General features: G+C 58.5%; 19 protein-coding genes. 2 read left to right on the forward strand and 17 right to left on the reverse strand.

Going from position 1 to position 21468, the window contains the following annotated elements:
* Positions 1-255: 255 nt before the first annotated feature.
* The 15 genes from brxL to QZY07_RS24025 form a co-directional block, all read right to left on the reverse strand.
* Positions 256-2283 carry a protease Lon-related BREX system protein BrxL gene (gene brxL, locus QZY07_RS23955; protein WP_295408380.1) on the reverse strand — a complete coding sequence of 676 codons (2028 nt, stop codon included), beginning with the start codon at positions 2281-2283 and terminating at the stop codon, positions 256-258.
* A 131-nt stretch (positions 2284-2414) separates the two neighbouring features.
* Positions 2415-5021: a PglZ domain-containing protein gene (locus QZY07_RS23960; RefSeq protein WP_295408382.1), complete on the reverse strand. Its 2607-nt coding sequence runs from the start codon at positions 5019-5021 to the stop codon at positions 2415-2417.
* Positions 5022-5058: 37 nt separating this feature from the next.
* Complete coding sequence (locus tag QZY07_RS23965) at positions 5059-5451, reverse strand: type II toxin-antitoxin system VapC family toxin (RefSeq protein ID WP_295408384.1); 393 nt, start codon at positions 5449-5451, stop codon at positions 5059-5061.
* On the reverse strand, positions 5448-5705 hold the full coding sequence (locus tag QZY07_RS23970) for a hypothetical protein (protein ID WP_295408386.1): 258 nt from the start codon (positions 5703-5705) through the stop codon (positions 5448-5450). Before QZY07_RS23970 ends, QZY07_RS23965 begins: the two co-directional genes overlap by 4 nt.
* 58 nt (positions 5706-5763) lie before the next feature.
* Positions 5764-6069 carry a hypothetical protein gene (locus tag QZY07_RS23975; RefSeq protein ID WP_295408388.1) on the reverse strand — a complete coding sequence of 102 codons (306 nt, stop codon included), beginning with the start codon at positions 6067-6069 and terminating at the stop codon, positions 5764-5766.
* A 59-nt stretch (positions 6070-6128) separates the two neighbouring features.
* Positions 6129-6362 (reverse strand): DUF433 domain-containing protein, encoded by a 234-nt coding sequence (locus QZY07_RS23980; RefSeq protein ID WP_295408391.1) that lies wholly within the window; start codon positions 6360-6362, stop codon positions 6129-6131.
* A 49-nt stretch (positions 6363-6411) separates the two neighbouring features.
* Positions 6412-6798 carry a toxin TumE gene (gene tumE / locus QZY07_RS23985; RefSeq protein ID WP_295408392.1) on the reverse strand — a complete coding sequence of 129 codons (387 nt, stop codon included), beginning with the start codon at positions 6796-6798 and terminating at the stop codon, positions 6412-6414.
* A complete protein-coding gene (gene tumA, locus QZY07_RS23990) occupies positions 6785-7060 on the reverse strand; it encodes an antitoxin TumA (protein ID WP_295408394.1) in 276 nt (91 codons plus the stop codon). Before tumA ends, tumE begins: the two co-directional genes overlap by 14 nt.
* Before the next feature lie 10 nt (positions 7061-7070).
* Positions 7071-11258 carry a BREX-1 system adenine-specific DNA-methyltransferase PglX gene (pglX, locus tag QZY07_RS23995; RefSeq protein WP_295408396.1) on the reverse strand — a complete coding sequence of 1396 codons (4188 nt, stop codon included), beginning with the start codon at positions 11256-11258 and terminating at the stop codon, positions 7071-7073.
* Positions 11259-11260: 2 nt separating this feature from the next.
* On the reverse strand, positions 11261-11725 hold the full coding sequence (locus QZY07_RS24000; protein ID WP_295408397.1) for a four helix bundle protein: 465 nt from the start codon (positions 11723-11725) through the stop codon (positions 11261-11263).
* A complete protein-coding gene (gene brxC / locus QZY07_RS24005) occupies positions 11689-15351 on the reverse strand; it encodes a BREX system P-loop protein BrxC (protein ID WP_295408399.1) in 3663 nt (1220 codons plus the stop codon). The genes QZY07_RS24000 and brxC overlap by 37 nt, the downstream gene beginning before the upstream one ends.
* 19 nt (positions 15352-15370) lie before the next feature.
* Entirely contained in the window at positions 15371-15970 is a 600-nt protein-coding gene (locus QZY07_RS24010; RefSeq protein ID WP_295408400.1) for a BREX protein BrxB domain-containing protein, read from the reverse strand.
* Entirely contained in the window at positions 15951-16856 is a 906-nt protein-coding gene (locus QZY07_RS24015; RefSeq protein WP_363184784.1) for a BrxA family protein, read from the reverse strand. Before QZY07_RS24015 ends, QZY07_RS24010 begins: the two co-directional genes overlap by 20 nt.
* 433 nt (positions 16857-17289) lie before the next feature.
* Positions 17290-18174, reverse strand: coding sequence for an archaetidylserine decarboxylase (gene asd / locus QZY07_RS24020; RefSeq protein WP_295408404.1), 885 nt, complete (start codon positions 18172-18174; stop codon positions 17290-17292).
* 14 nt (positions 18175-18188) lie between these two features.
* Positions 18189-18788, reverse strand: coding sequence for a hypothetical protein (locus tag QZY07_RS24025; RefSeq protein ID WP_295408406.1), 600 nt, complete (start codon positions 18786-18788; stop codon positions 18189-18191).
* A gap of 182 nt (positions 18789-18970) precedes the next feature.
* Here QZY07_RS24025 and msrB point away from each other — a divergent pair, with 182 nt between their 5' ends.
* Positions 18971-19378 carry a peptide-methionine (R)-S-oxide reductase MsrB gene (gene msrB, locus QZY07_RS24030; protein WP_295408409.1) on the forward strand — a complete coding sequence of 136 codons (408 nt, stop codon included), beginning with the start codon at positions 18971-18973 and terminating at the stop codon, positions 19376-19378.
* A gap of 40 nt (positions 19379-19418) precedes the next feature.
* On the opposite strand, the gene QZY07_RS24035 is transcribed toward msrB, so the two are convergent.
* Positions 19419-20066: a hypothetical protein gene (locus QZY07_RS24035; protein WP_295408411.1), complete on the reverse strand. Its 648-nt coding sequence runs from the start codon at positions 20064-20066 to the stop codon at positions 19419-19421.
* A gap of 123 nt (positions 20067-20189) precedes the next feature.
* On the opposite strand from QZY07_RS24035, the gene QZY07_RS24040 reads away from it, so the two are divergent.
* Positions 20190-20708 carry an ATP-dependent zinc protease gene (locus QZY07_RS24040; RefSeq protein ID WP_295408413.1) on the forward strand — a complete coding sequence of 173 codons (519 nt, stop codon included), beginning with the start codon at positions 20190-20192 and terminating at the stop codon, positions 20706-20708.
* On the opposite strand, the gene QZY07_RS24045 is transcribed toward QZY07_RS24040, so the two are convergent.
* Complete coding sequence (locus QZY07_RS24045) at positions 20647-21321, reverse strand: TetR/AcrR family transcriptional regulator (RefSeq protein ID WP_295408415.1); 675 nt, start codon at positions 21319-21321, stop codon at positions 20647-20649. The two genes, QZY07_RS24040 and QZY07_RS24045, sit on opposite strands and share 62 nt — an antisense overlap.
* Positions 21322-21468 lie beyond the last annotated feature (147 nt).

The raw sequence follows: 21468 nt of genomic DNA on the forward strand, positions 1-21468 counted from the left end.
CGCTCCCATTGATCGTCACGCAGGGCATAGCGACGCTGAGTCATCCGGGCTCCTCGTTCATTTTGAAGTGGTCGGGCGACAATATTCCCACACAACTACAATTGATGACACGCCCTAGGATTTTCCGTCCACCCTTCGACAAGCTCAGGGCGAACGGAAAATCCTTAACTTAATGGCAGTGGGGCGCGGACGGGGATGTTCTTAAGCGGCTGGAGCGGCTCGGGGACACGGCCCCGCTCCCCGTCGGGTTAGGACTCACGTCATCCCCAACGCCTTCATGGCTGCCGTCATGGGGTCGGAGAAAAACACCGGATCGACCCGCTCGACGATCTCGCCAGACACTTCGAGGAGACTGCGCTTGTTCTCCAGCGGCACCAAGGCCCGGCGTGCCCCGTTGTCCATCGCCACCTGCAAGGGTTCGGCGAGTGATCGCACGGCCTTGATGTTTCCTTGAATACTCAGATCTCCCAGGATGACCAATCCCGCCTGTGCCGGCTGCCGTTTGACCGCGGAGTAGATGGCGACCACCAGGGCGATTCCGGCATCGCAGGCGACGCGATTGCTGAGTAGATCGATGGCCTCGACATGAAAATCGGTCGTGTCCATCGGCTGGCCCACGCCCATCTTCACTTTATGCCCCATCAAGTAGGCAAACGCCCGCTGGATCGATTCCTTCATGACGCCTTCCACACCCCCGGCGATCTTCAGCTTGCCGGTACCCGGTGAACAGCCCACTTCCAACCGATAAAGGCCGACTTTGCCCTGGTCATCGACCGACGCCGTATACACGGAACCGGGGGCGAGCGGGTCGGTGGCGATCATGTCCCGCCCACCCTGTTCCGGTACGCCAACAAACCGCTCCTCACGGGTCTCGCCATCGAGATAGGAGAACGAGGTCTGGTGGTACTCGAACGAGCCCATCTTTTTCAGTTGCTCCTTGACCCGGCGCCGGCCTTCGAGACCCAACTCGACCAGTTCGGCCAGTTCCGCCTTGGTGAACTCGCCATGCGGGTAGACCAGCTTCACCAGCCCCGAGACGGTCTTGCGCACCGCTTTCACGTCGCGGGCATTGAGATGCGATCCGAGCGAGAAATGCCGGTCGATGACCTCGGTAAAATTGTGCTTGCGCAGTTCCCGCAGCGCTTCGGCCAGGTAATCCACGACGAAACCATAGTGATCGGTGAAGAACTCCACCCGCATCTTCGGGATTTCCCAGCCGGGGATGTAGAAGTGGAGGCGGTCCAGAAACGCCATGTCTTCCCGAATCACGTCGGGCATCGGCATGAACAGATGCGAGGAGCGAACCATGACCTCCACGGGCTGGTTGGTATTGCCGAACATCGCAATCGACGCCATACCCGACAGCGAATCTTTACCACGGGCGAAGGTCCCGGATTCGCAATAGGTCTTCAGCGTGGTCACCACCTCTTTCGGCATCTTCTGAAGGTCGGCAACTTCGTCGAAGGCCACGGCATCCCAAATACCGACCAGCCCCATCTTGCCGCTGGCCATGTTGTAGAAGAGGTTCGCCACCGTCGTGGGGCCGGTCAGAAGAATCGTGTAGGGCGACAGCTCCTGATAACCGTAGCTCTTGCCCGTGCCACGCGGGCCGAGTTCGACCAGGTTGTAGTTTTGCTCACACAGCGCCAGCAAGCGCACCAGGAAGAGCAGTTTCACCCGCCGCTCGAAATACGAAGGCTCCATGCCGATGGTGCGCAACAGCAGATCGATCCATTCGTCGGTCGAGAATTGACTGCGGCACGCGCGGTACTCGTCCAGATCGAAGGTCGCCAGTTGAATGGGCTTCAGGCTGTCGATCCAGAAGGGGCTGCGTTTGCCTTTCTGATCTTCGTCGTACTGGTGCCTTAAATCGATTTGCGCCCAAATACCGCCCATCAACAAGCGGTCATAGTTCCGTAGGAAATGTTCGGGGACGTGGACGAACTTGTGACCGAAATTCTTCAGCTCGGCCCAGTGTTTGTCGTCATCGGACAGATAACGCACCTGAACCTTGTCGATGAGCGTGAGCTTTCCCTTGTCCTTGAGCAACGATTGCGCCTTGTTGGCTTCGTCGGGACGCACGAAGTTCGAGGACAGGGTGCTGTTCACAACCTTCAAGCCAGCGTCGATGGCGAGGGGATCGTCGGTCGCGCAATATTTCCCCAGCAGGTACTCCAGGACGAAGACCGGGACATTCGCCCCCACCTTCACTTTACGGACTAAATCCTTGCGGACGACCTTGCCCGCAAACACGGAGGCCGCTTTTCGATCCAACTCAGGCATATTTGTTCCTTGTTCCTTGTTCCTTGTTCCTTGTTCCTTGTTCCTTGTTCCTTGTTCCTGGTTATTTGTTCAGCGTTACTTGCTTACTGCGTCGCCAAATAACCAATAACCAATAACCAATAACCAATAACTCATATCGAAATGGCGACATCGACCGTCAGGGGACTCGCCAGTTCGGCCCCGGTCGTGGCATCGAGCAGGTAGACGCCCACGGTCTTCTGGGCGATCTCCTCGGACAGCATCACCGTGACGGTATTGGGTTCGATCTGTTTGTTGTCTTGTTCGGCCACCTTGAGCTTCGCCTCGCCGGTCGCATCCTCGAATCCATAGGAGGCGCTCACGGCATGGGAGACGCACTTCTTGTTCGCCCGCAGCTCAATGCGCACCGTCGGCGGTTCAAACCCGAACAGGCTTGCCTGACCCTGCGTCCCGGTGATCTGGACCGAGAAGAAGCGCGTCGTGAGTTTCGCGGTGCCGGGGATCAGCGTCCAGGCGATCCCGCTGGTCGGAGCCGAGGGCTTCGCCGTCGCGTGCATCACGACCACGGGCACGATCAGTTCCTGGGGCGACAGACCGCCGTGGAAATAGGCGCGGCCACCGCCTTTCGCCTTGAAGACCGCGAAGGTCCAGGGCGTCGCGATGTCGAATTCGCTGTCCACCCCTAGCGCGGTGAGCGAGGTCCGCAGATACGACGGCTCGGAGGTTCCCCCAACGCCGATCCACACCCGCCGATGCAGATCTTCCACCTTGCCGCCGGGGGCCTCGATCTTCATGTCTTCGCCGATCTCGTCGGCAAACAGATGCCCATGATCGGCCACCAGCACGATGGTCTTGATACCGTGATCCGCCAAAATGCGCACCCCCCGGCGTACATGGCTCAGTACCCCATCGATCTGCAAGCGGGCTTGCGCCAGGTTGTCGGTCTCGCCCAGTTCATCGATCTCTTGTGAGGTGATCAGGATCAACTGGGCATTCTGAATGCCGTCCTTGACCTTCTTGCCGGGTTTGGGGAGTAGATCCTCCAGGCGGGCATCGAAGACGGAGACCCCCGCCTGTTCTTTCAGGAAGGCCACCCGGTCCTTGCGATCCCGGATGACCTTGCCCGCGATCTCCAACGCCAGTTTACCGCCCCCCACGCTGACGACCTTGGCCGATTCATGGGCCTTGGGGAGCAGCGTCGCCATGCCGATCTCGGTGATCGTGGGCAGGGTGCCGATGGCAGGTTGAAGCTCCAGCTTGAAATCGTCCTTCAACAGCCGGGATAACTCGCGCGCCATCTCGAAGCGCAGCGCATCGACCCAGACATAAGCGACCTTCCCGGTGCCCAGGAGCGGCTTCACCTGTTTCTCGAAGATGTCCCGCTGCCGCAGCAACCCAGGGATCGGATGCTTGGCCTTCTGAAACTGGGTGATAAAGTGCCTGGCCAAGGCTGACCCGACCTCGGTATAGCGTTGCTCGGCCTTGGTGATGAGCTGGTCCAGTCCGTCGTGATCGTGGCTGGCGGCGAACTCGAAGTTGTATTTGCGGCTTTCCAGGTGCCGGTGGTGGGTGTCGAGCAGACACCAAGGCGCATCGTCCTCGGCATAGGCTTTGACCAGGGCCGGAACCGTGGTCGGGGCCTGCTTGATCGCCTGGCCGACACGGTCGGCTTCGAGCAAGACTTCAGCCGCAGAGGAGATGAGCGCCCAGCGCGCCTGAATCGCCGGAAACACATCGGCCCAGAACCGGGATCGTCGATCACTGGCCAGTTGCAGCCACTCCGGGTTCGCCGCCTTGAGCAGTTCGTTTTCCACCTGCCCGAGCAAGGCGCGTTCAACGCACAGGAAGGTTTCGTTGTCCCTGAGCCGTTCCACCGGCCAGTCCATCTGCCCGAGGGCCAGCGCCTGTTCCACTTGATTGGCGACGGTCACATAGTGATCCCGGTGTTCCCGGCTGTTGCGCCAGGTTCGCGCTAAACGCAGACAGGCATCGATCCCGCCCGTGCTGTTGGCCACGGGAACCGACGCCAGCGACGCGGGCACCTGCGGCCTGAGCGCGGCGAACCACTCGGTGAGCAGGATGTGCCGCCCCAACCGAGCGCGCCACTGCGCGAGGGCCTCCGTCGCGGGGAGTTCGCTGTCGAAGCTGCTTTGCAGCAAGTGGCGCAGTTCCTTCTGGGCCTCCTTCTTGCCGATATCGTGGTCGTGCCTGTCGTCGAGCAGAAAGGCCAGGGCGACCTCTTGCGGGTTGGCGGAGCCGAAGATCAGCGTCAGCACGCCGGTCGAGATGTCCTTGCCCTTGTCGGCCAACGCATTGAGATCGGCCAGGGACAGCTTGCCCGCCTCCACCTGCCGTTCGATCTCGGCCACCTGATCCTCGCCCAGCAGCGGCTTGAGGGCGTTGCGGGCCACCACTGACAGGCGGGTATTGCAGGCGGGAGGTTGCTGGCGGGGCTGCATGATGACCCCGGCGCAGTCGAGTTCGATCAGGGCGCTGTGGGTTGCAGTGCGCTCCAGCGGCACATAGACCACCAGCCGGGGCGGTTGCCCGTCATTGAGCCAGGGGTCGATCTCGCGCCGCAGTTTGAGGAAACTACCGTCGTACCGGGCCACGATGGCGTTCGGGAGCGACAGATCCGCTGCGATCAATCCGTAAGCCTGCTCGGGGTCGTACCAGACGACCAAGCCCTTGTCATCGACCTGTTTGGCGATCAGTTGAATCAGATATTCGCTGATCACGCCGCTGGTTGGGTGATTCATACTGAGTCCTGATCGATGCCGACGGAAGACATCTCGTTCACGTCCAAAGCCGATTGACGTGGTATTGATCGAAGATCGCATCGGCACTCACGAGCGGGATGCCTTCGATCAATGCCTGCGCGGCCAGCAGGCGGTCGAAGGGGTCTTTGTGATGCAGGGGCAGCGTTTCCACAAGGGTCGCGTGGGCGAGCCGAATCTCAAGGAGGTCGAAATGGTTCGCCGCCAACTCACGGGATAGGAAGGTTGCGGCTGGTTCGCCAAGGTCGAGCTTTTTAAGCCCGGCCTTGATGGCGATCTCCCAGCAGGAGGCCACGCTCACCAATTTATGGTTTGTCGGGTCTTCGATCAGTTGCTTGGCCGCCGGACTCAGCAGAGCGTCATCCCAGACGAACCACAAGAAGGCATGGGTGTCGAGCAGAATATCGCTCACTCCATGTATTCCTTGAACTCGTCCAGTGGGGCGTCAAAGTCCGACGCCATCCAATGTATGGTGTTTTTTGCGCTGCCCGCTTTGCATGGCCAGCGACTGACAGGCTCGGTTTGCCTGGCGGAGGGCAAGGGATTCAGCACTAAACGGGCGACGGCTCGATCATTCTCAAAAATGATGACCTCTTCACCTGGCGTCAGGCGATGGATCAGCTCTGACAAGGTGGTTTGGGTTTGTTCGAGGGCGATCGTCGTCATGTTCATGGCTCCTGTTGGATGAGGAACGGTTCACTTCCAAGTAGTGCAGAGCAGCAGCTCACGGCCTATCGTCCGCGAAGTCGATGAGATGGTCATCGTCGTTCGAGACAATGGTGATGTACCCCTTGCCAAGACCGGGTGGAAGGCGTAAGCCGGTTGCGGCATTGGATTCCGGGGCCATCTCGACGACGGATCCTTTCATCGTGCCCAGTTGCCGGGGCGGCTTGACCGGTGGCGATTCACCTGGCAACAAGCGACCGACAATCCGCCCATTGTCGATGATCGTGACTTCTTCGCCGGGCATCAGACGATAGAGGAGATCGGGCAAGGTGGCCCGCGCTTCCTGAAGGGTGACGGTTGGCATGGTCGTTATCCTCTTTTATGCACTTCCATTCCGAAGGTTCTCATCCACCTTGAAGCGCATCAGGCCGCTTCCTGGGACAGGGTGACGATCCGGTCGCTCGCCAGCACTGCGGCATATTGCAGCGCCGCCTGAATATCTTCCTCCTCGATCCGATATCCCTCGCGAATCGCTTGGTGCGATTCACCCTCCGCCAAATTATCGAGGATCACCGACACCATGACGCGCGTGCCTTTGACGCACACCTTTCCGTGACAGATATTGGGGTCGGAGCTGAGTCGGTCTTGCCAGTTCATGGGGCTACACTCCAGATTGGTCGGTCTTCTTATCAATGCACCAATTGTTTCATGGGCGAGCGGACTGGGCCTCCGCCAAAACCTCGTGGAAGTGCGGTTGCGGCGCCGGGATGGTCGCATCGGGAAGGTGCTTATGTTGCGGAAAACCCGGTAGATCCGGAAAGTGCGGCGTGCTGTCGTACCGAAACACCAATGATGCGTCGGCACGCTGACAGTGATACCGATAATCCAGATGATCCAAGCGGTCGCTTTCCACCACGACGGCCTCATTGATCTCCAGAAGGATTCCACCGTCGAAACGAATTCGAATTCGCAGATTGGCGCGCGTTGAAGACAGCACTTCCTCAACGTAGGACTCGAATTCCACGTCATTCAGGCCGGCAAGGGATGTTTCGACGCCTTGCAGATAATCCGCCAGTCGCTCATGCAGCTTCATGCAACCGCTCTTCGAGATAGTCGTGCAACGCCAAAAAGTGCCGATAATCGTTCGCCCACTCGACCGACCGGGCGTCGTCGCCGGATTCTCCCCTTGCGTAACGCGCAAAGAAATCCGCCGAATCCATCCCGGCCTCCACTTCGTAAAGGCTCAAGCGTTTTGCGACCGCCACCAGGGCATCCAGCGGCGAATCGAACGTGATCGTCTGTTTGCGCATGTCATCGACCTCGGGTGCAGGGTTGCGGACATCCAGTGTTGCCATCCTCGTTCGATCAGCTCACCAGCCCTTTCTCGCGCAATTGCTTGCCGATGGCGGACCACTCGTATTTCCCGGCGAGGAGTTCGTCCCAGTATTTTTTGGCTTCTTTCCAGGGGACGAGTTCATGCAGCGGGGCGATGTTGAGCACCACGCCATCGTTGAGGTCGGGTTCCAGATGCAGGTTCGCCGCTCGACGCAATTTGTCCTCGAAATCCCGCAGTTCGGAGAGGAAGTCTTCCTGCCGTTCGGCCTCTTTGGCGAGTCGCTTGGCGTCCTTGCTCGATTCGCCGGCGGCGGCCTTGTCGCTGAGAAGGGTTTCGAGACGGGTGGTTTCCAGGCGGATCTTCGGCTCAACATAGTTCACCAGCGCCTTGAAGAGCAGGTCTTTATCGAGGCGATGGTAGTAGAGCCAAATGGCGTAGTTTTTCTTCGAGGACTGGAGTAGCCAGTAGATTGGGGCCTTGCGACGGCTCATCGAATAGCGTTTGATATGGTCATTCCAAAAACCACCTTTGCCTGCCTTGCGTAAATAATCTCCTAGATTCTTAATCTGAAGGGCATCGCAGAACATCTCCTCTTGTTTTTCGTGCTCGTTTGGCCAAATTTTTTCGAGGACACGGCGGACACCTGCTAATACATCAGTCGGATGCTCCGTGTCATCGACAAGAATGCCATCCCATGAAACTGTAACTGGATATTTTCTGTCGTTACAAAATATTTTTTCTTGATTTAGATTAGAACCTTCTGGAGCAGCCAAGTAGTGGCTTTCAATATCATCTTCCTTTGTTGCCGGATGTCCGTCTGAACCAAGTAAAGATCCAAGTGGAAACGCATTGTTTGGAGCAAATACCTCAGGTAGACAAGGCGATATAGAAGGGTCTAATGCATATCGGACATCCCAGCGACCTATTAGCACCCCGAAGACCCACGAAATGACATCGCTCGCAATTCCTCTTTGCGACAGATCAAAATTCAACTCTGAGTCACCATCCGATTCGATTTCAGTGTCCGAGGAACTATCGTTTTCCGCAACCGATACTCGTAGCCTCATCTGAACAGCTTCATTCATATCACGCGCCAAGATAGCAAGTTCATCCTTTGCTAAACCAAATGACATTCCAATCTCTTCTTCAAGCTCATCGCCAATAAGAGTAAACCAGCTCCATCCTGTTGACTCACTTGCTACCCATGACTTGATCATGCTTGGAAGTGTAAAATCAAGAAATGGTTCGCGATTGCGGTAGAAATTACGACGCTCGCGCACTTCATGCTCAATATGATCTTTGAGGCGAATACTCAACTCATCTTTAATGGGTAAAAATGGTATCTTTTTGTATGCATCTACCAAGTGGTTAGGCCACTCAAATTTTTCACCATAGAATCTCATAAAGGCTGTTGCCAATATAGAAGCACTAATTGCGATTACATCGGATTCGCAGCCTTCGTGCGGAAATGCCATGTATCGACTGGCTGATGGAATACAGCCTGCGGATACAATATATGGAACAAGACGAAAGTGCCTTCGTGTCCAGCTAATACCAGGCCGAAAATAAAGGTCTTCACTCGGAATATAACGAGATGGCGACTCACCTTTTGAACGCCAGTGATTTTTTAGCTTCTCACCTTGGTGTGACCATTCGATGACGAGCGTAAGCGGTGAATACCAGGGTTGAGAACTTCCTGATCTAACATGAAACGCCCATTTATATTCACCTGACAGTTGATTACGAACATCCTGCGGTGTCAGACATAGGAATCCCGCAATTTTTTCAGCAGGAACCTCCCAGAAAGCTCTAATAAACTGCGCATTATCACCCGTACCTAATCCCTGGCGAACGACTGCACCCATTGGTTCCAATGGATCGAATTGTGATAATTTTTTAAGTGTTTTTTGAGGCACCCAGTAAACTAAAGGCTGCAACGGCAAATCGCGTGCGTGATCCGAAGAAATAACGAATATCCGTTTGCTATTCAAGTCGCCAACAGCCATTGATAGACTTTGTGCTTTGTCGAAATCTACTAGTAAACGAAAGATAATCGTTTTTGCGACCCGCTCTTTGGCAACAACGTAACAACAGGCTTCTACGGCAGCGGTATCAAGAACTCCTGATCCGAGATCGACCATAATTTGTAACGAATGATCGTAAACGAGGGTGTGCCGCCAGTCCGCAAAGGATTTAAGGAAAAAACCAACTCTGCTTGATAGTTCACCAAGTAGCCCCTGATGCGCGAGCTGTTGGAAACAACGATCATAAAAAGCAGCGAATAGATCGTGTTTAGAGTCGGGGTATTGGGCTTGCAAATAGTCACTCGTAGAGCGCACCGGCTCACCAAATGGCGGATTCATCAGCACAACGTCATACCGCTTCTGGCACAGATCAACAAAGGCAAACCCCCGCACCGCATCCTCGGCAAACAGCCGTCGCTGCAACCGCTGCCCGTTCTGCGCCCCCTCCGCATACCGACGCAGCGCATCGATCACCTTGGATTCGGCCTGCTCGAAAAACTGCGAGTCCGTGATGTCCGACAGATCGAACAGCGATCCCTGCTCCGGCCTCCCATCCAGCCGATCCAACTCTACCTGGGCGAACAACAGCGGCTGACCTCGACGATCCATAGCCGGGGCCGTCGCCCGATCCCATTGCTTCCTGGCGGCGGCCACGGCATCCCGAATCTCTTCCTCGATCTTGAGTAGCGAACCGGCCTCGCCAGCGAGCTTTATCTTGTCGAAGACGACTTCCACGACCTGGCCGAGCACCCTGGGTTCAAGCTGATCGACGAACTCCTTGAGCATCCGCGCTTCACCGGGCATCGGCTCGGCACAGACGACATTCGAGCGGGTAATTTTGGGCCGGTCCTTTTTCAGCCCCATGTCCTGATAGGCCCGCTGGCAGCGCAGCCAGAGGGCAAGGGCCGCAATCTGGCTGGCACGTCCATCGATGTCGATGCCATGCAGATTGTGGGCGAGGATCAATCGGGGAACATCGCGGCGCAGGTCGTCCAGCGTCAGGTAATCCTGTTGGAGCGCCGGGCCGAGATCGGGGTCGGCATAGGCTTCTTCATAAATCGTCAGCAAGAGGTCAAAGCAGTACAGCAGAAAATGCCCACTCCCGCAGGCGGGATCGAGGATTTTCAGTTCGCGCGGGTCTTTCTTCGGGCGGTGGGGGATGTGGACCGGGAGCTTGAGCAATGCTTCCTGAGTTAATTGTTCTTGGCTATTTGTTATTTGTTCTGGGTTAGCTGAATCACCAGGAACCAATAACGAAGAACCAGGAACCAAAAACACCTCATTCGGCCGCCGCACCAAATAACGGCAATGGTCTTTAAGCTTGGTCTGTCCTTTGCGCATCTCGTACCAGATGCGGCCCAAGGTGTTATCGGTCAGGAACTCGACCACGTAACGGGGTGTGAAGAACTGGTTGCGGAAAGCCAGTTCGTAGGAATTGCGCGGCGCCTGGCTTTCCTTGCGCGCCTGATCCCGCAGTTCCTTGGGCGTGAAATACTGGTAGACCCAGCCGATGGTTTCGTCCTGCGACCATATCTTGGGCCACTCTTCTCGTAACTCAGTGTCTTCGGCCTTGATGCCGCCCCCGTTCAGCAGGTCCAGCACCTCGTCGAGCGTCTTCTGGCGCGGATAGAGGCGATTCGCCGGGTCATTGGGGCTGAACAAGACGCCGATCTCATCGGAGAGCGCCGCACCCAGCCAGTCCAGAAAATGCCGATAGGCGACATCCTGATGACCGGTGTTGAAGAGCCGCTCGTCGTCTTCATGCTCGGCCAGATAGAACTTCACCCCGTTGGAATTCACGCCCCGGCTGACCGCCTCGCGGAATTTCTGCCCGCCGACGTAGACCTCGCGGGCCTCCATCATCTTGTAGGCGCAGAGCCGGTTGAGATGGGTAAAGGCGATTTCGCGCACCAACTGATCGAGCGCGGGGGGAGTTATTTGTTCTTGGTTATTTGTTATTGGGGATTTGGCGATACTGCTTTGGATGTGGTTGAGGTGGTCGATGAGGTCACGGCGATAGTTTTGTTCTTCTTCGGTCAGGTGTGCCATGGGCGCGCCGGGATCGGCGGTGACGCGATCCTTGCGGGCGAAGATGCCGTATTTCCCCTCCAACTCTTGCGAAATCGCGTCCTCAAGCAGCTTGCGGCATTGCGTGACGACGTTCCTGAGCTTGTTTCTGAGTTCTTGGTTCATTGTTATTTGTTATTTGTTATTTGTTCGTTGGTGATGTTGCGGCTGATGGAGTTCAGGTAGGCGTTGAGGCGAGGGGCGAGTTCGTCAAGTAATGGTTTCAGGGATTCCACCTGCGATTGGGTAAGCAGTCCTCTTTTGAATGCCCGACGCAACCAATGCCTTGTTTCATTCAGCGATCCGCGCGCAATGCGCACAAACCGCCGATTATCCTGAAAGCTGCCCCGTCCACTTCCCTCGGCAATGTTGGCGCCGATACTATCGACAGCACGAACCAATTGCTTGCCAAGGGTATCTTTTGCAAAAGAGTCCCACGACAAAACAAGTACCCACAGCTCATCCGAAAGCCTCTCGGAAAGCTGATAAATCTCAAGCTTCTCAAACGAAACCGTCGCCAAAATCCCACCAATAACCAATAACCAATAACCAATAACTATTCCAAAATAATAATGGCGCCTTCGTCGATGCACTTCTGGAGTGAATCCCGAATCAGATGGAGGGCTTGGTCGAGTTCTGCTTGCGTTTCGATGGGCCGGTTGAAGAACGCCGAGACCCGGATCTTTCGCACTGGGGCTTTTTTCTTGCTGCCAATCGAAAGTTCCTGCAACTTAACCATGACCGATGCGTTCAACCCCGCCACGGCGGCAAGGTCCGATTCCATTTCCGTCAAACTGGCCTTGCCCAGCGACTGGCCGCTGACCACGGCCTCTCGGTCGGCGTCGGCGCCAACGCGGCTTAACAGCGGCGACAGCAGGGATGCCGTCAGGCTGGGGTTGGTCGCGTCCAATGGTCCCCATTCGGGGCGGTTCTGGATGTCACCGATAGCCGCTTCGTAGGACTGCTTGCGACGATCAAAAAGATCACCGTAGGCGGTTTGGTAGGCGTCCAGGATCGTCTTGGTGTGCTGGGCAATGGCGTCCCACGAATCGATGAAGTCCTCGGATGCCAAGTGTGCCGTCAGTTCCGTCACCGTCGTACTGAGTTCCGGGGACGGATGGTGGGCGGCCAGACGCTGCCAGACCTGGTCCGTGGCTTGGCGGGCTTGACGCAGGATCTCGATGGCGGCGGCGTTTAGGAATTCGCGCAGTTTCCGCGCCTTGTCCCTGGTCTCGCCAAAGTCGGCCCCGTTGTCGATGAGGATGTGAACGCAGTCGTCCGAGGTGGCGGACTGGATACCGACCAGCATCTGTTGGTACTCGGACAACATCGGCAGAATCGGAAGCTGGTGGGCTTCAGCCGTGGCCTTCAGCGGATAGAGCTTTTCCAGCTCTTCCGCCGCGACTTTTTTGAACGCCGTGGCGATGGCCCCTTCTTCGACATCGACCTCTTCGCCAATCAGGTCTTCGAGTTGCTGCACGGCTTGGGTGAGCGTCTTGAGCCCGACCGATTGCCGGGGGGAGAACAGCGACGATCGAAAGGCGGGATTGCTGGTGAAGGGCGTGCGCGAGGCCGGATCCTGATAGCTATGGAAGCGGTTGCCTTGGTGCGTGACTTCGATCTCGCCGGCCCGGAACAGCGTGGCGAGGATCAGCCGCAGCATGTCACGCTCCCAGCCATAGGGCGTACCACCGAAGCGTTTCTCCAGCGCCTTGCCCATGCGGCTGTCTTTGTTGCCGTAGCCGTGTTCGCTCTTGAGGTAGTCCAGCACTTCCCTGGCGACCTCGGCCTGGGTGTCGACGAGGTGCTTTGGACCCTCCTTGATGACCAGTCCCAGCCCCTGGTCGCCGAGGTAGAAGACGGCGGGCAGGGCTTTGAGATCCGCCGCCTTGAGAATCTGTTCCGCCTCGTCGCCCTTAAGGGGCCGAGAGCCCATGTGCAGCTTCGGATACAAGTCGGGCACGAACTGACCGAACAACTTCTTGAGGATCTCGCTCAAGCCCTTGCCCAGGGCGGAGGCATCCTTCTGCACGCCCCGGAACAGGCCGGTGCCACGTTCCATGGCTTCGGTCAACTTGTCCCGCAGGCGGGTTTCGTAAGTGTTCTTCGCGTTTTTTTCGTCCTGAAGGCAGGTCGCCTCGTCGGGGCTGATCTTCTGCTGGGCGCTCAGTTGGTTGTACTTGTCCACCATCTTGCGCGAGGCATGCAGTTGACCGACCAGTTCATCGATTTCCGGTGTCAGGGAGAACAACCAGTAGAGATCGGACGCATGCGACGGCTGCTGGCTGTCGGTCCGCTTGTCTTCAATCCGGGTAGTGAGTTCGTCGGCATCCTCGGTGACGCATAGGGTTAGCGGCAGTTCGCCGTCGTCGCCGGTGCTCGCGCCATCGAGGTTGATCCCGATGCGGAAGGATCGGTTCTGGTAGCGGAAGGTCTTGAACTCGGGTTCATCGAAGATTTTTTGCAGCGCGGTCCGGACCAGTTCGTTGCGCTCGCGGGGCTTGGGTTCCAGATGGCCCCGCCGTTCGGTTTCCCAGTTCTTTTCCTGGGCGGTCTGAAGCTTCCAGCCGTCCTCGCTGTTGCGAATGAATTGCGCGCGGTACAACCGCTTGACCGCATCCTGAACCTCCTGGAGTGGCGTGGCTAGGCCGACTTCATCGACCAGCACCGCCGCCAGGTTGGCCTCGGTCCGGGGCAGGTCGCGGATGAATTCCAGCAGGCAGATGGCCTTGGCCACGCGCAGCGACCAACCCTGATCTTCGGGATCCAGGTTGAAGCGTTCGGCAATCTGATACATGTCGGTGCGCTTCTCGTTCGAGAGGTTGCCTTCCACCAACTCGAAGACCTTGTCCAGGGTCACCAGGGCGCCGATGGGCTTCCTGGCGAAGGCGGTGCGATCCGACACCAGCATCTCGTAGGCTTGTTTGATGATCGTGCGGTTACTGCCGCCGTAGTGCCGGGGGGCGCCGGGTTGCAGCCGGATCCCCGACATGATCCCGATGCAGAGATCGATGTAGTGCGGGGGATACGGGTAGAAGTGCACGAAGTCGTCTTCGGTGATGTCGGTGCGTCGGGCCGTCCGTTCCAGGCGCAGGGCGGCGTTCAACTGTCCCTGATGGGTGGCGAAGAGCGTCCTGAGCGGCGCCTCGGCGTCGGCTGTCTTGGCCAGGACGCGCTTGGTGGCGACTTCCCGAATGTCGGACGGGGCGAGATCGACGCGATAGCGAAAACGATCCTGAAGTTTGGCCAAATCGACCCGTTTGGAATCGATGGCGGCGACCACTTCATCGAGCTTTTCCTGGGAGGTGACGACGATCCAGCAGGGCGCGGTAATCTTGCGGGCCTTCAACAAGTTCTTACTGACCTTGCCGAATTCTTCGATGGTAGCCCGCAAGTCTTCGATCTTGTCGCCGCTGCGGGCGACATGCTGGCCCACTTCGTCGATGATGAAGACCAGCGCCTTGCCGGGGCGGCGGCGGCCCCAGAGTTCAAAGGTGCGTTCGACGACCTTGCGCACCGTGATCGTTGCTTCTTGGTTCCGAAATGATCTGGCCCATGAATCCGATGACGAATACGTCGTCGGTTCCAGTTCATGGAGAATCGCACTGGCCCGGTTAATTTTGTGGCTTCCAGTGCGTGTCTTTCGCCATGCTTTTCCCTCTTTTTCGGCAAGCTGAATGAACTGCTCTAAACGTCCTTCTGCTTCCAGCGTGATTTCCAACTCGGCGATGTCGAAATCTTCCGCGTAGTCCAGCTCTCGCAATAAAACCGTGTACATCAACTCGGCAATCCGCTGCGTGACCTTCCGCGTATCCGCCTCTTTTGCCACTTCAAAGAGAATGACCTCGGTCGGCGTCTTGCGGTTGATCAGGTCGAGTAAGTTGCTGATGCGTGGGTCATCGAGTTGCTGCTTGAACAGATCGGCGAATTGATGTCCGAGCACCGGTCGGTTTTCCAGTGCGTAACCCAGGTTCTTGGAGAAGGAGCTTTTGCCGGAGCCAAAAAAACCGGAGGCCCAGATGCCGATACTTTCATGCGGGTCGGCGGGGGCTTCGGCAATCGCGGTCAACAGTTGGCGATACTGTTCACGAATGCTGTCGGTGGCAACGTACTCCGTGATTTCCGCATAGACCGATTCCTCGTCGGCTTGATCGACCTGGATGATTTCTTCGATCTTGCGACTGAGGTCGCGTACCAGCAGTTCGCCAATGGTTGTCATGTGTGTCCTGATCCTTGCCTCAGCCGTAGATTTTGACGCGGTAATTGCCTAACGCATCGCGGTCTTTCAAATCCATAAAACGCAGCCCAGTCGTGCCTTCGATGGAACCGGGATAACAGAGAATCGTGGTCACGGCGGTTTGACCGTGCATCTTGTCGAGCAACATCGACATGTGGAAGATACCCGGCGACATGGCCGCCACGCGGGTGAGAAAGACGATGGAATGCGCGGGGTCGATGGCGGCCAGCCGTGCGGCAAGTACCTCCCATAGGGGCCTCCAGACCTTGCTGGACAGGTAGGTGGTCAACTGCTGTTGCGCCTCGACATAGCCGCGCTCCTGTTCCAGGGCGATGATGGCGTCCAAGCCTTCGTCGTCGTCCTGCTCGTGCACTTGCTCCAACGCGGCCCACAGCAGGTCCGACATGGAAAGGAGGTGAACCGCTTTACCCATGGCCTCCAGGCGCGTGGCCAGCAGCTTGATCTCCCGGCGCAGCGTCCATTCGTCGCTCGCGTCGTAGCGCAGGATCGCAAAGGGGAGATCCTGATAGACGTTGATCCGGGGCGGCACGGCCTTCAGATCGCTCTCAAGATGCGCGATGCTATCTTTGAGCGAGGACATGCGCGTACTCCTCCAGCGTACCGGCGGGGAAGGTCAGGCGGGTGACGTTACCGGCGACGTGGTACTCCAGCAGTTCATGCTGGTGAGCCTCGAACAGCAATCGCTCGACGCCGTCTCGCGTCAGAAAAAAGAGTTTCCAATCCGGTAACTCGATCAGCTTGCTTCCCGAGGGCTGATGCTGTTTCAGGTAGAACATGATGTAGGCAAAGGCGTCGACCGGAAGAAAGGCCGGGGCGATCTTTTTATGGACGACACCCTGAAGCACGCCGAAGTCCCGCAAAGCGGCGAGTAGACCACGGGTCACGCGGTCAATCGTGGACTCGGACCAATGCCCGGTGGTTTTGCCTGCCTCCGCCCATTGGGTCAATGACCGTTGAACCTGCGTCGCCTGGAGGTCCGTCAGACCCTGTTCGTGCATCGGCACCAGGATCTCGGTCACGACATCGCTGAGCAACCGATCCGCGCGCGCGGCGTGGAAATAGAGGATTTTCTCCAGCGCGACACTCGGGAAATTTCCACGGACAAGTGTCACGAGCGCCTGCGTGACTGACGTTTCAGCAAGATAGCGCGCCCGAAAAATCGCCAGGATGTCTTCGACGCGGGAACGCGATGCCTTCGCAAAAACGTTGTCCCGCTGCATCCGGTTGAGGTTTTCCGCCATTGACGCAGCGACATCCCACAGGGACAGCAACGTCTTGGTGTCTCCGATTAAGGCGCCTGCCTTGATGATTTTGGAGGAGTAAGGAGCCGGTGTCCGGGTCTGCTTTGGCGCGCGCGGCGTCCCTCGTTCTTCGATGCCTGATCCGCGTTCTGTCGTCATGAAGAGCAATCTGCGCTGTTTAACACCCGGTGAGTTTCCATTCTTTGCCGTCAGAAATGGGGGCATGCTACCTGATTTTTCCGGCTGAGTGCTGATCCAGTCTTTCGCGATACAGGACCGGCAAGGGGGTTCGCAACTGTTGACTAAAATCTATGTTTTTCTTATAAAATCTCAATGTTTCGATCCGAATTTGACGCAGCAATAGGCATCTACTAAACTCATCCTGTGCTTCTCGCACCGTCCAGACGCGCTACGGTTGGACGTTAATCCGTACGCAAGAGTCATGTAAGACCTTGAAATCCTTTTAAGGCAATGGCAGTGACGGCGTATACAGACCTTTGAGATTTTCATAGGTTTTTAGTAGCGGCGTTTCTTGATATCGACCCTGAGCGATACCGCCTGCGGACAATCCCAATTTCCCGGTTACTCTTTCAAGAACTATTTTGGCATCGACGACGGAAGCGAATGGACAGGATGTCGGCGCTCCCGGGAAGCCAGGTTATTCGTACACCCCAAGCCGCTGGCCGAGGCGCACCGGCTGGCCGGGGACAAGACTGGGCTCCCACTGAACCTTGCCCGGCGGGAAGAGCAGAACCACGGTCGACCCAAGATTGAAACGACCCATCTCGGCGCCGCGTTCCAGGCGGACGGGATTGGCCGCGTTGCGATACTCCCAGTGCTGAAGCACGCGCCCCGAGTGCGGCGGCGTGATTTCGCCCGCCCAGACGGTCTCGATACCGCCGACGAAGATCGCGCCCACCAGCACCATGGCCATCTCGCCCGCCTCGGTCGCGAAACGACAGACGACCCGCTCGTTACGGGCGAACAGCCCCGGCACGAGCTTGGCCGTGCTGTGATTGACGCTAAAGAGTCGACCCGGCGCATAGGTCATCCCGGCGAGCGTGCCCGCCAGCGGCATATGGATGCGATGGTAATCGCTCGGCGCGAGATAGATGGTCGCGAAGACTCCATCCTCGAACGGATGTGCCGCGTGGTCCGCCAGTCCTAGCAGCTCGCCCGCCCCGTAATCCTGTCCCTTGGCCTGAATCAGCCGGCCCGCCGCGATCCGGCCGATCTGGCTGATGGTGCCGTCAACTGGGCAGAGAACCGCGTCTGGATCCGGATCGAGCGGACGGACATCCGGGCGCAGCGCGCGGGTGAAGAAGGCGTTGAAATGAGGATAGGCGGACAGGTCCGGCTCCACCGCCAGCGTCCTGTCGATCCGATAGAGTCGCGCGAAGGCGCGAATCAGGAGCGCCTTGAGCGGACGCCAGCGCACGCGCGCCAGCCGATGCATCAAGGTCGAAAGCCCATGCTGAGGCAGGAGATGCTGAAGCGCGACGAACAGGCGTTCGCGCGGCGAGGAGGTCGGGTGGTCAGTCATCAGTGTTCGGGTCACTACGGTTGATGTGCGTGAAAGAGCGCCTTGAGATCCTCGGCCATGGTAGCGCCTGTCTCCCTGTCCGGGAACAGGGCCAGTAACCGAGCGTCAGGGCCGATGACATAGAGCGCCGGAGCCTCGTCGTCCAGCGAACTCAAGGCGTCGCGGAGCGGTGCGATCCGCGAGGACTCCCCGCTGAGAATGAAGAGCGAGGTTGTCAGACCGGCAAAGTCCCGCGCTAGCGTCGGCGTTTCGGCGGTCGCGATCAGCACCAGCCGCAGCGCCTGTCCGAGTGCAGCCTGATCGGCGAGCCGATTGCGGACATCGATCAGACGCTGCACGGCGAGCTGGCCCGAGGCACGCGAGAGATCGCCGAAGGCGAGCAGGCTCCAGCCGCTCTCCAGCGTCTTGCGGTCGAACTCGCGTCCGAATGGATCCTTCAGTTGAAAGTCCGGCAGGGTGACGGGCGGTCGCACCAGCACGCCGTCGATGGCGAGGGTTTCCGATGGTGACTGTTGGTAACGGTTGCCCCATTGATAACCGAATAGGAAGAGCGCGATGGCGCTCAACACGAAAAAGATACGGATCCATAGGCGGTGCCGGTTGCGCAAAAACATCCGTTTGGCCCTCGAAAAAGAACCGCTTGCGCGGCGGTGCCCGGTCTTCGCTCGTGGCTGGACATCGGCGGAACCAGGCCCCATAAGAATCGGCAGAAGCGATCGCGCAGTATAGGGGCCGCGACCGACGCGGCTCAAGACGACGCTGAATTTTGTCCGATCGGATTCAAGAGAGAATCGACATGCGCGGGAAAATCGAAAAAACAGACGCCGAATGGCGGGCGGAACTCACCGGACAGCAATACCACGTCTGTCGCGAGAAAGGCACCGAACCCGCCTTTACCGGCCAATATCACGCCTTCAAGGAGCGGGGTCTCTACCGTTGCAGTTGTTGTGGCGAACCGCTGTTCAACTCGGACGAAAAATTCGATTCGGGTACCGGCTGGCCGAGTTTCTGGCAGCCCGCCAATCCCGAGGCGGTCGCGGAGAAGGTGGACGCCAGTCATGGGATGCGCCGTGTCGAGGTGGTCTGTCAGGGTTGCGGCGCGCATCTTGGCCACGTCTTCCCGGACGGTCCGCGTCCGACCGGGCTGCGTTACTGTATCAATTCGGTCTCGCTGGCGTTTCAGCCCGACGCCGAGCGATCCTGAAAAACGCCTGAACCGCGTCGCTACGGACGCGGCGTAAGGATCAAGGATCGACGGGATTGGCGGATTCGCCCAAGTCGTTGGATGGGTTGGATGCACCCGGTTTGCCTGTCTCGTCGGCCTGGTCGGCGCTGTCCGGACCGGTTCCCAGCATGCCGAACCTGGGGTTTCCGCCCGGCACCTCGAAACGCATCTCTGGCCAGATCGCCAGACCCTTGGCGGCGGACACGGTGCCGCCACTTGTCTGATCGATGCTCGTGCCGCTCAACGCGGTGCGCACGATCATCGCGCTTTCGCCGGTAATCCCCGTCAGCTTGCCGGTGCCGCCGGTCAGGGTAAAGCTGCCCTTGCAGGATCCCGGCTGGCCGTTGCAGTTGAACTCGGCATAGACATAATCGCCCGCGGGGCTTTCGATCGTGCAGTAGCCGTGGCCCTGCATCTCGTTGCTGAGGATATGGATGAGCTGAGTGGAGGGGCAGGTGAAGAGCGCCGCATCGAGCAGACCGTCGCCACTCTCGATATACATGATGCCTTCGAAGGTGCCGATGAACTGGAGCCTGTCCACGGCGACCTGGAATAATTGACCATTGGCCTCCCAGGGGGCAAGTATCTTGGCGATACCGACCTCGGCGGCGAGCGGCTGGGCCAGAATCGAAAGAGTAAAGGGCAATGCAAAGACCAGACCGCGCATGGAGTGCTCCAGAAATCGTTTGGTTCAAGAATGTTACACTGACGCCAATTGTAGGCAGCCGGTGTCGTGGCGTCGAACGATTGCCGCGCTCGAGCCTGTGCTTTTTATCCCGACGGAGCCAGCATGAGCTGCGGCATGATTCATCCCGAGAACGAATCGGAACCCTTGATGCTGGGCTGGCGCGAATGGCTTTCCCTGCCGGAGTTGGGGCTGGGTCCGATCAAGGCGAAGGTCGATACCGGCGCCCGGACCTCTACCCTGCACGCCTTTTATGTCGATACCTTCCAGCGTCGCGGCAAGCTCCATGTCCGTTTCGGCGTGCACCCCTTGCAGCATCGCGCCGATGTCGTCGTGCATGGCGATGCCCCCGTGCTCGACCGGCGGCATGTCTCCGATTCCGGCGGGCATCGCGAGGAGCGTTACGTGATTCTGACCCGCCTGGCGCTGGCCGGGCGCGCGTGGCCGATCGAACTGACCCTCGCCAACCGCGAGACCATGCTGTTTCGCATGCTCCTGGGGCGCACCGCGCTCGTTGACCGGGCGCTGGTCGATCCGTCGCGCTCCTTTGTGACGGGCAGGATCAAGGATCCCTGGACACACTATCTTCCGCTGGAGACGCCGGTGCATGCGCCGACAGGATGAGGTCGACACCGCACTCGACGCGTCGGCGCAGAACCTCCGGAGTCGGCGGCGGACAACCGCCGATCAACAGCCCGGTCGTCTGAATGCCCTGCCACATACCCAGAAGCTGTTCCGCCGCCTGAAGACTGTCATGGGGGCGCAGGTCGCCGTGCTCCACCGATGTCTCCAGCAGCCGGGCCAGTTTCGCGCGGGTGGCCTCGGCGCCTTCCCGATAGATCAGCGGCCCGAGCCAGGGCTGCTGGCCGGCCTGGGTCGCCAGCATGCGTTGCAGGGTGAGAAACTCGTCACCGGTCAGAAAATCCATCAGACAAAGACCGAACTCGATCAGCGCCTGGCGCAGTCCGCCGGGCGTCTTGGGCAAGCCTTCCAGGGCGGCGGTCATGTCGGTGCGCTGTGCCAGGATGACCTTGCGGATGAGTCCCGGCAGATCGGTGAAATGCGCGTAGACGGTGACCTTGGAGACCTGCGCGGCGCGCGCGACCGCTTCGATGCTCAGACTCTGAAGCCCCCCGGAAAAGAACAGGGCGCGCGCTGCGGCGAGGATGGCCGCGTGCTTGGTCTCGTCAGGCGGGCGGCCGCGGCTGCGACGTGGCGGGTCGGATGCGGCGGGCATGCTGGTGGGGTTCGGGTTGCTCATAGTCGGCGGTCAGCGGATCGTCGGGTGGATGGCGGTGACGCGGTTGATGTCGAATGGGCGCGAGATTAGCATTTACTAAACGCTTCCGTACAGTAATAATGCACGGGTTCGTCGATCCTTAGG

It is taken from the genome of uncultured Thiocystis sp., from assembly GCF_903866365.1.
Classification (GTDB): Bacteria; Pseudomonadota; Gammaproteobacteria; order Chromatiales; family Chromatiaceae; genus Chromatium.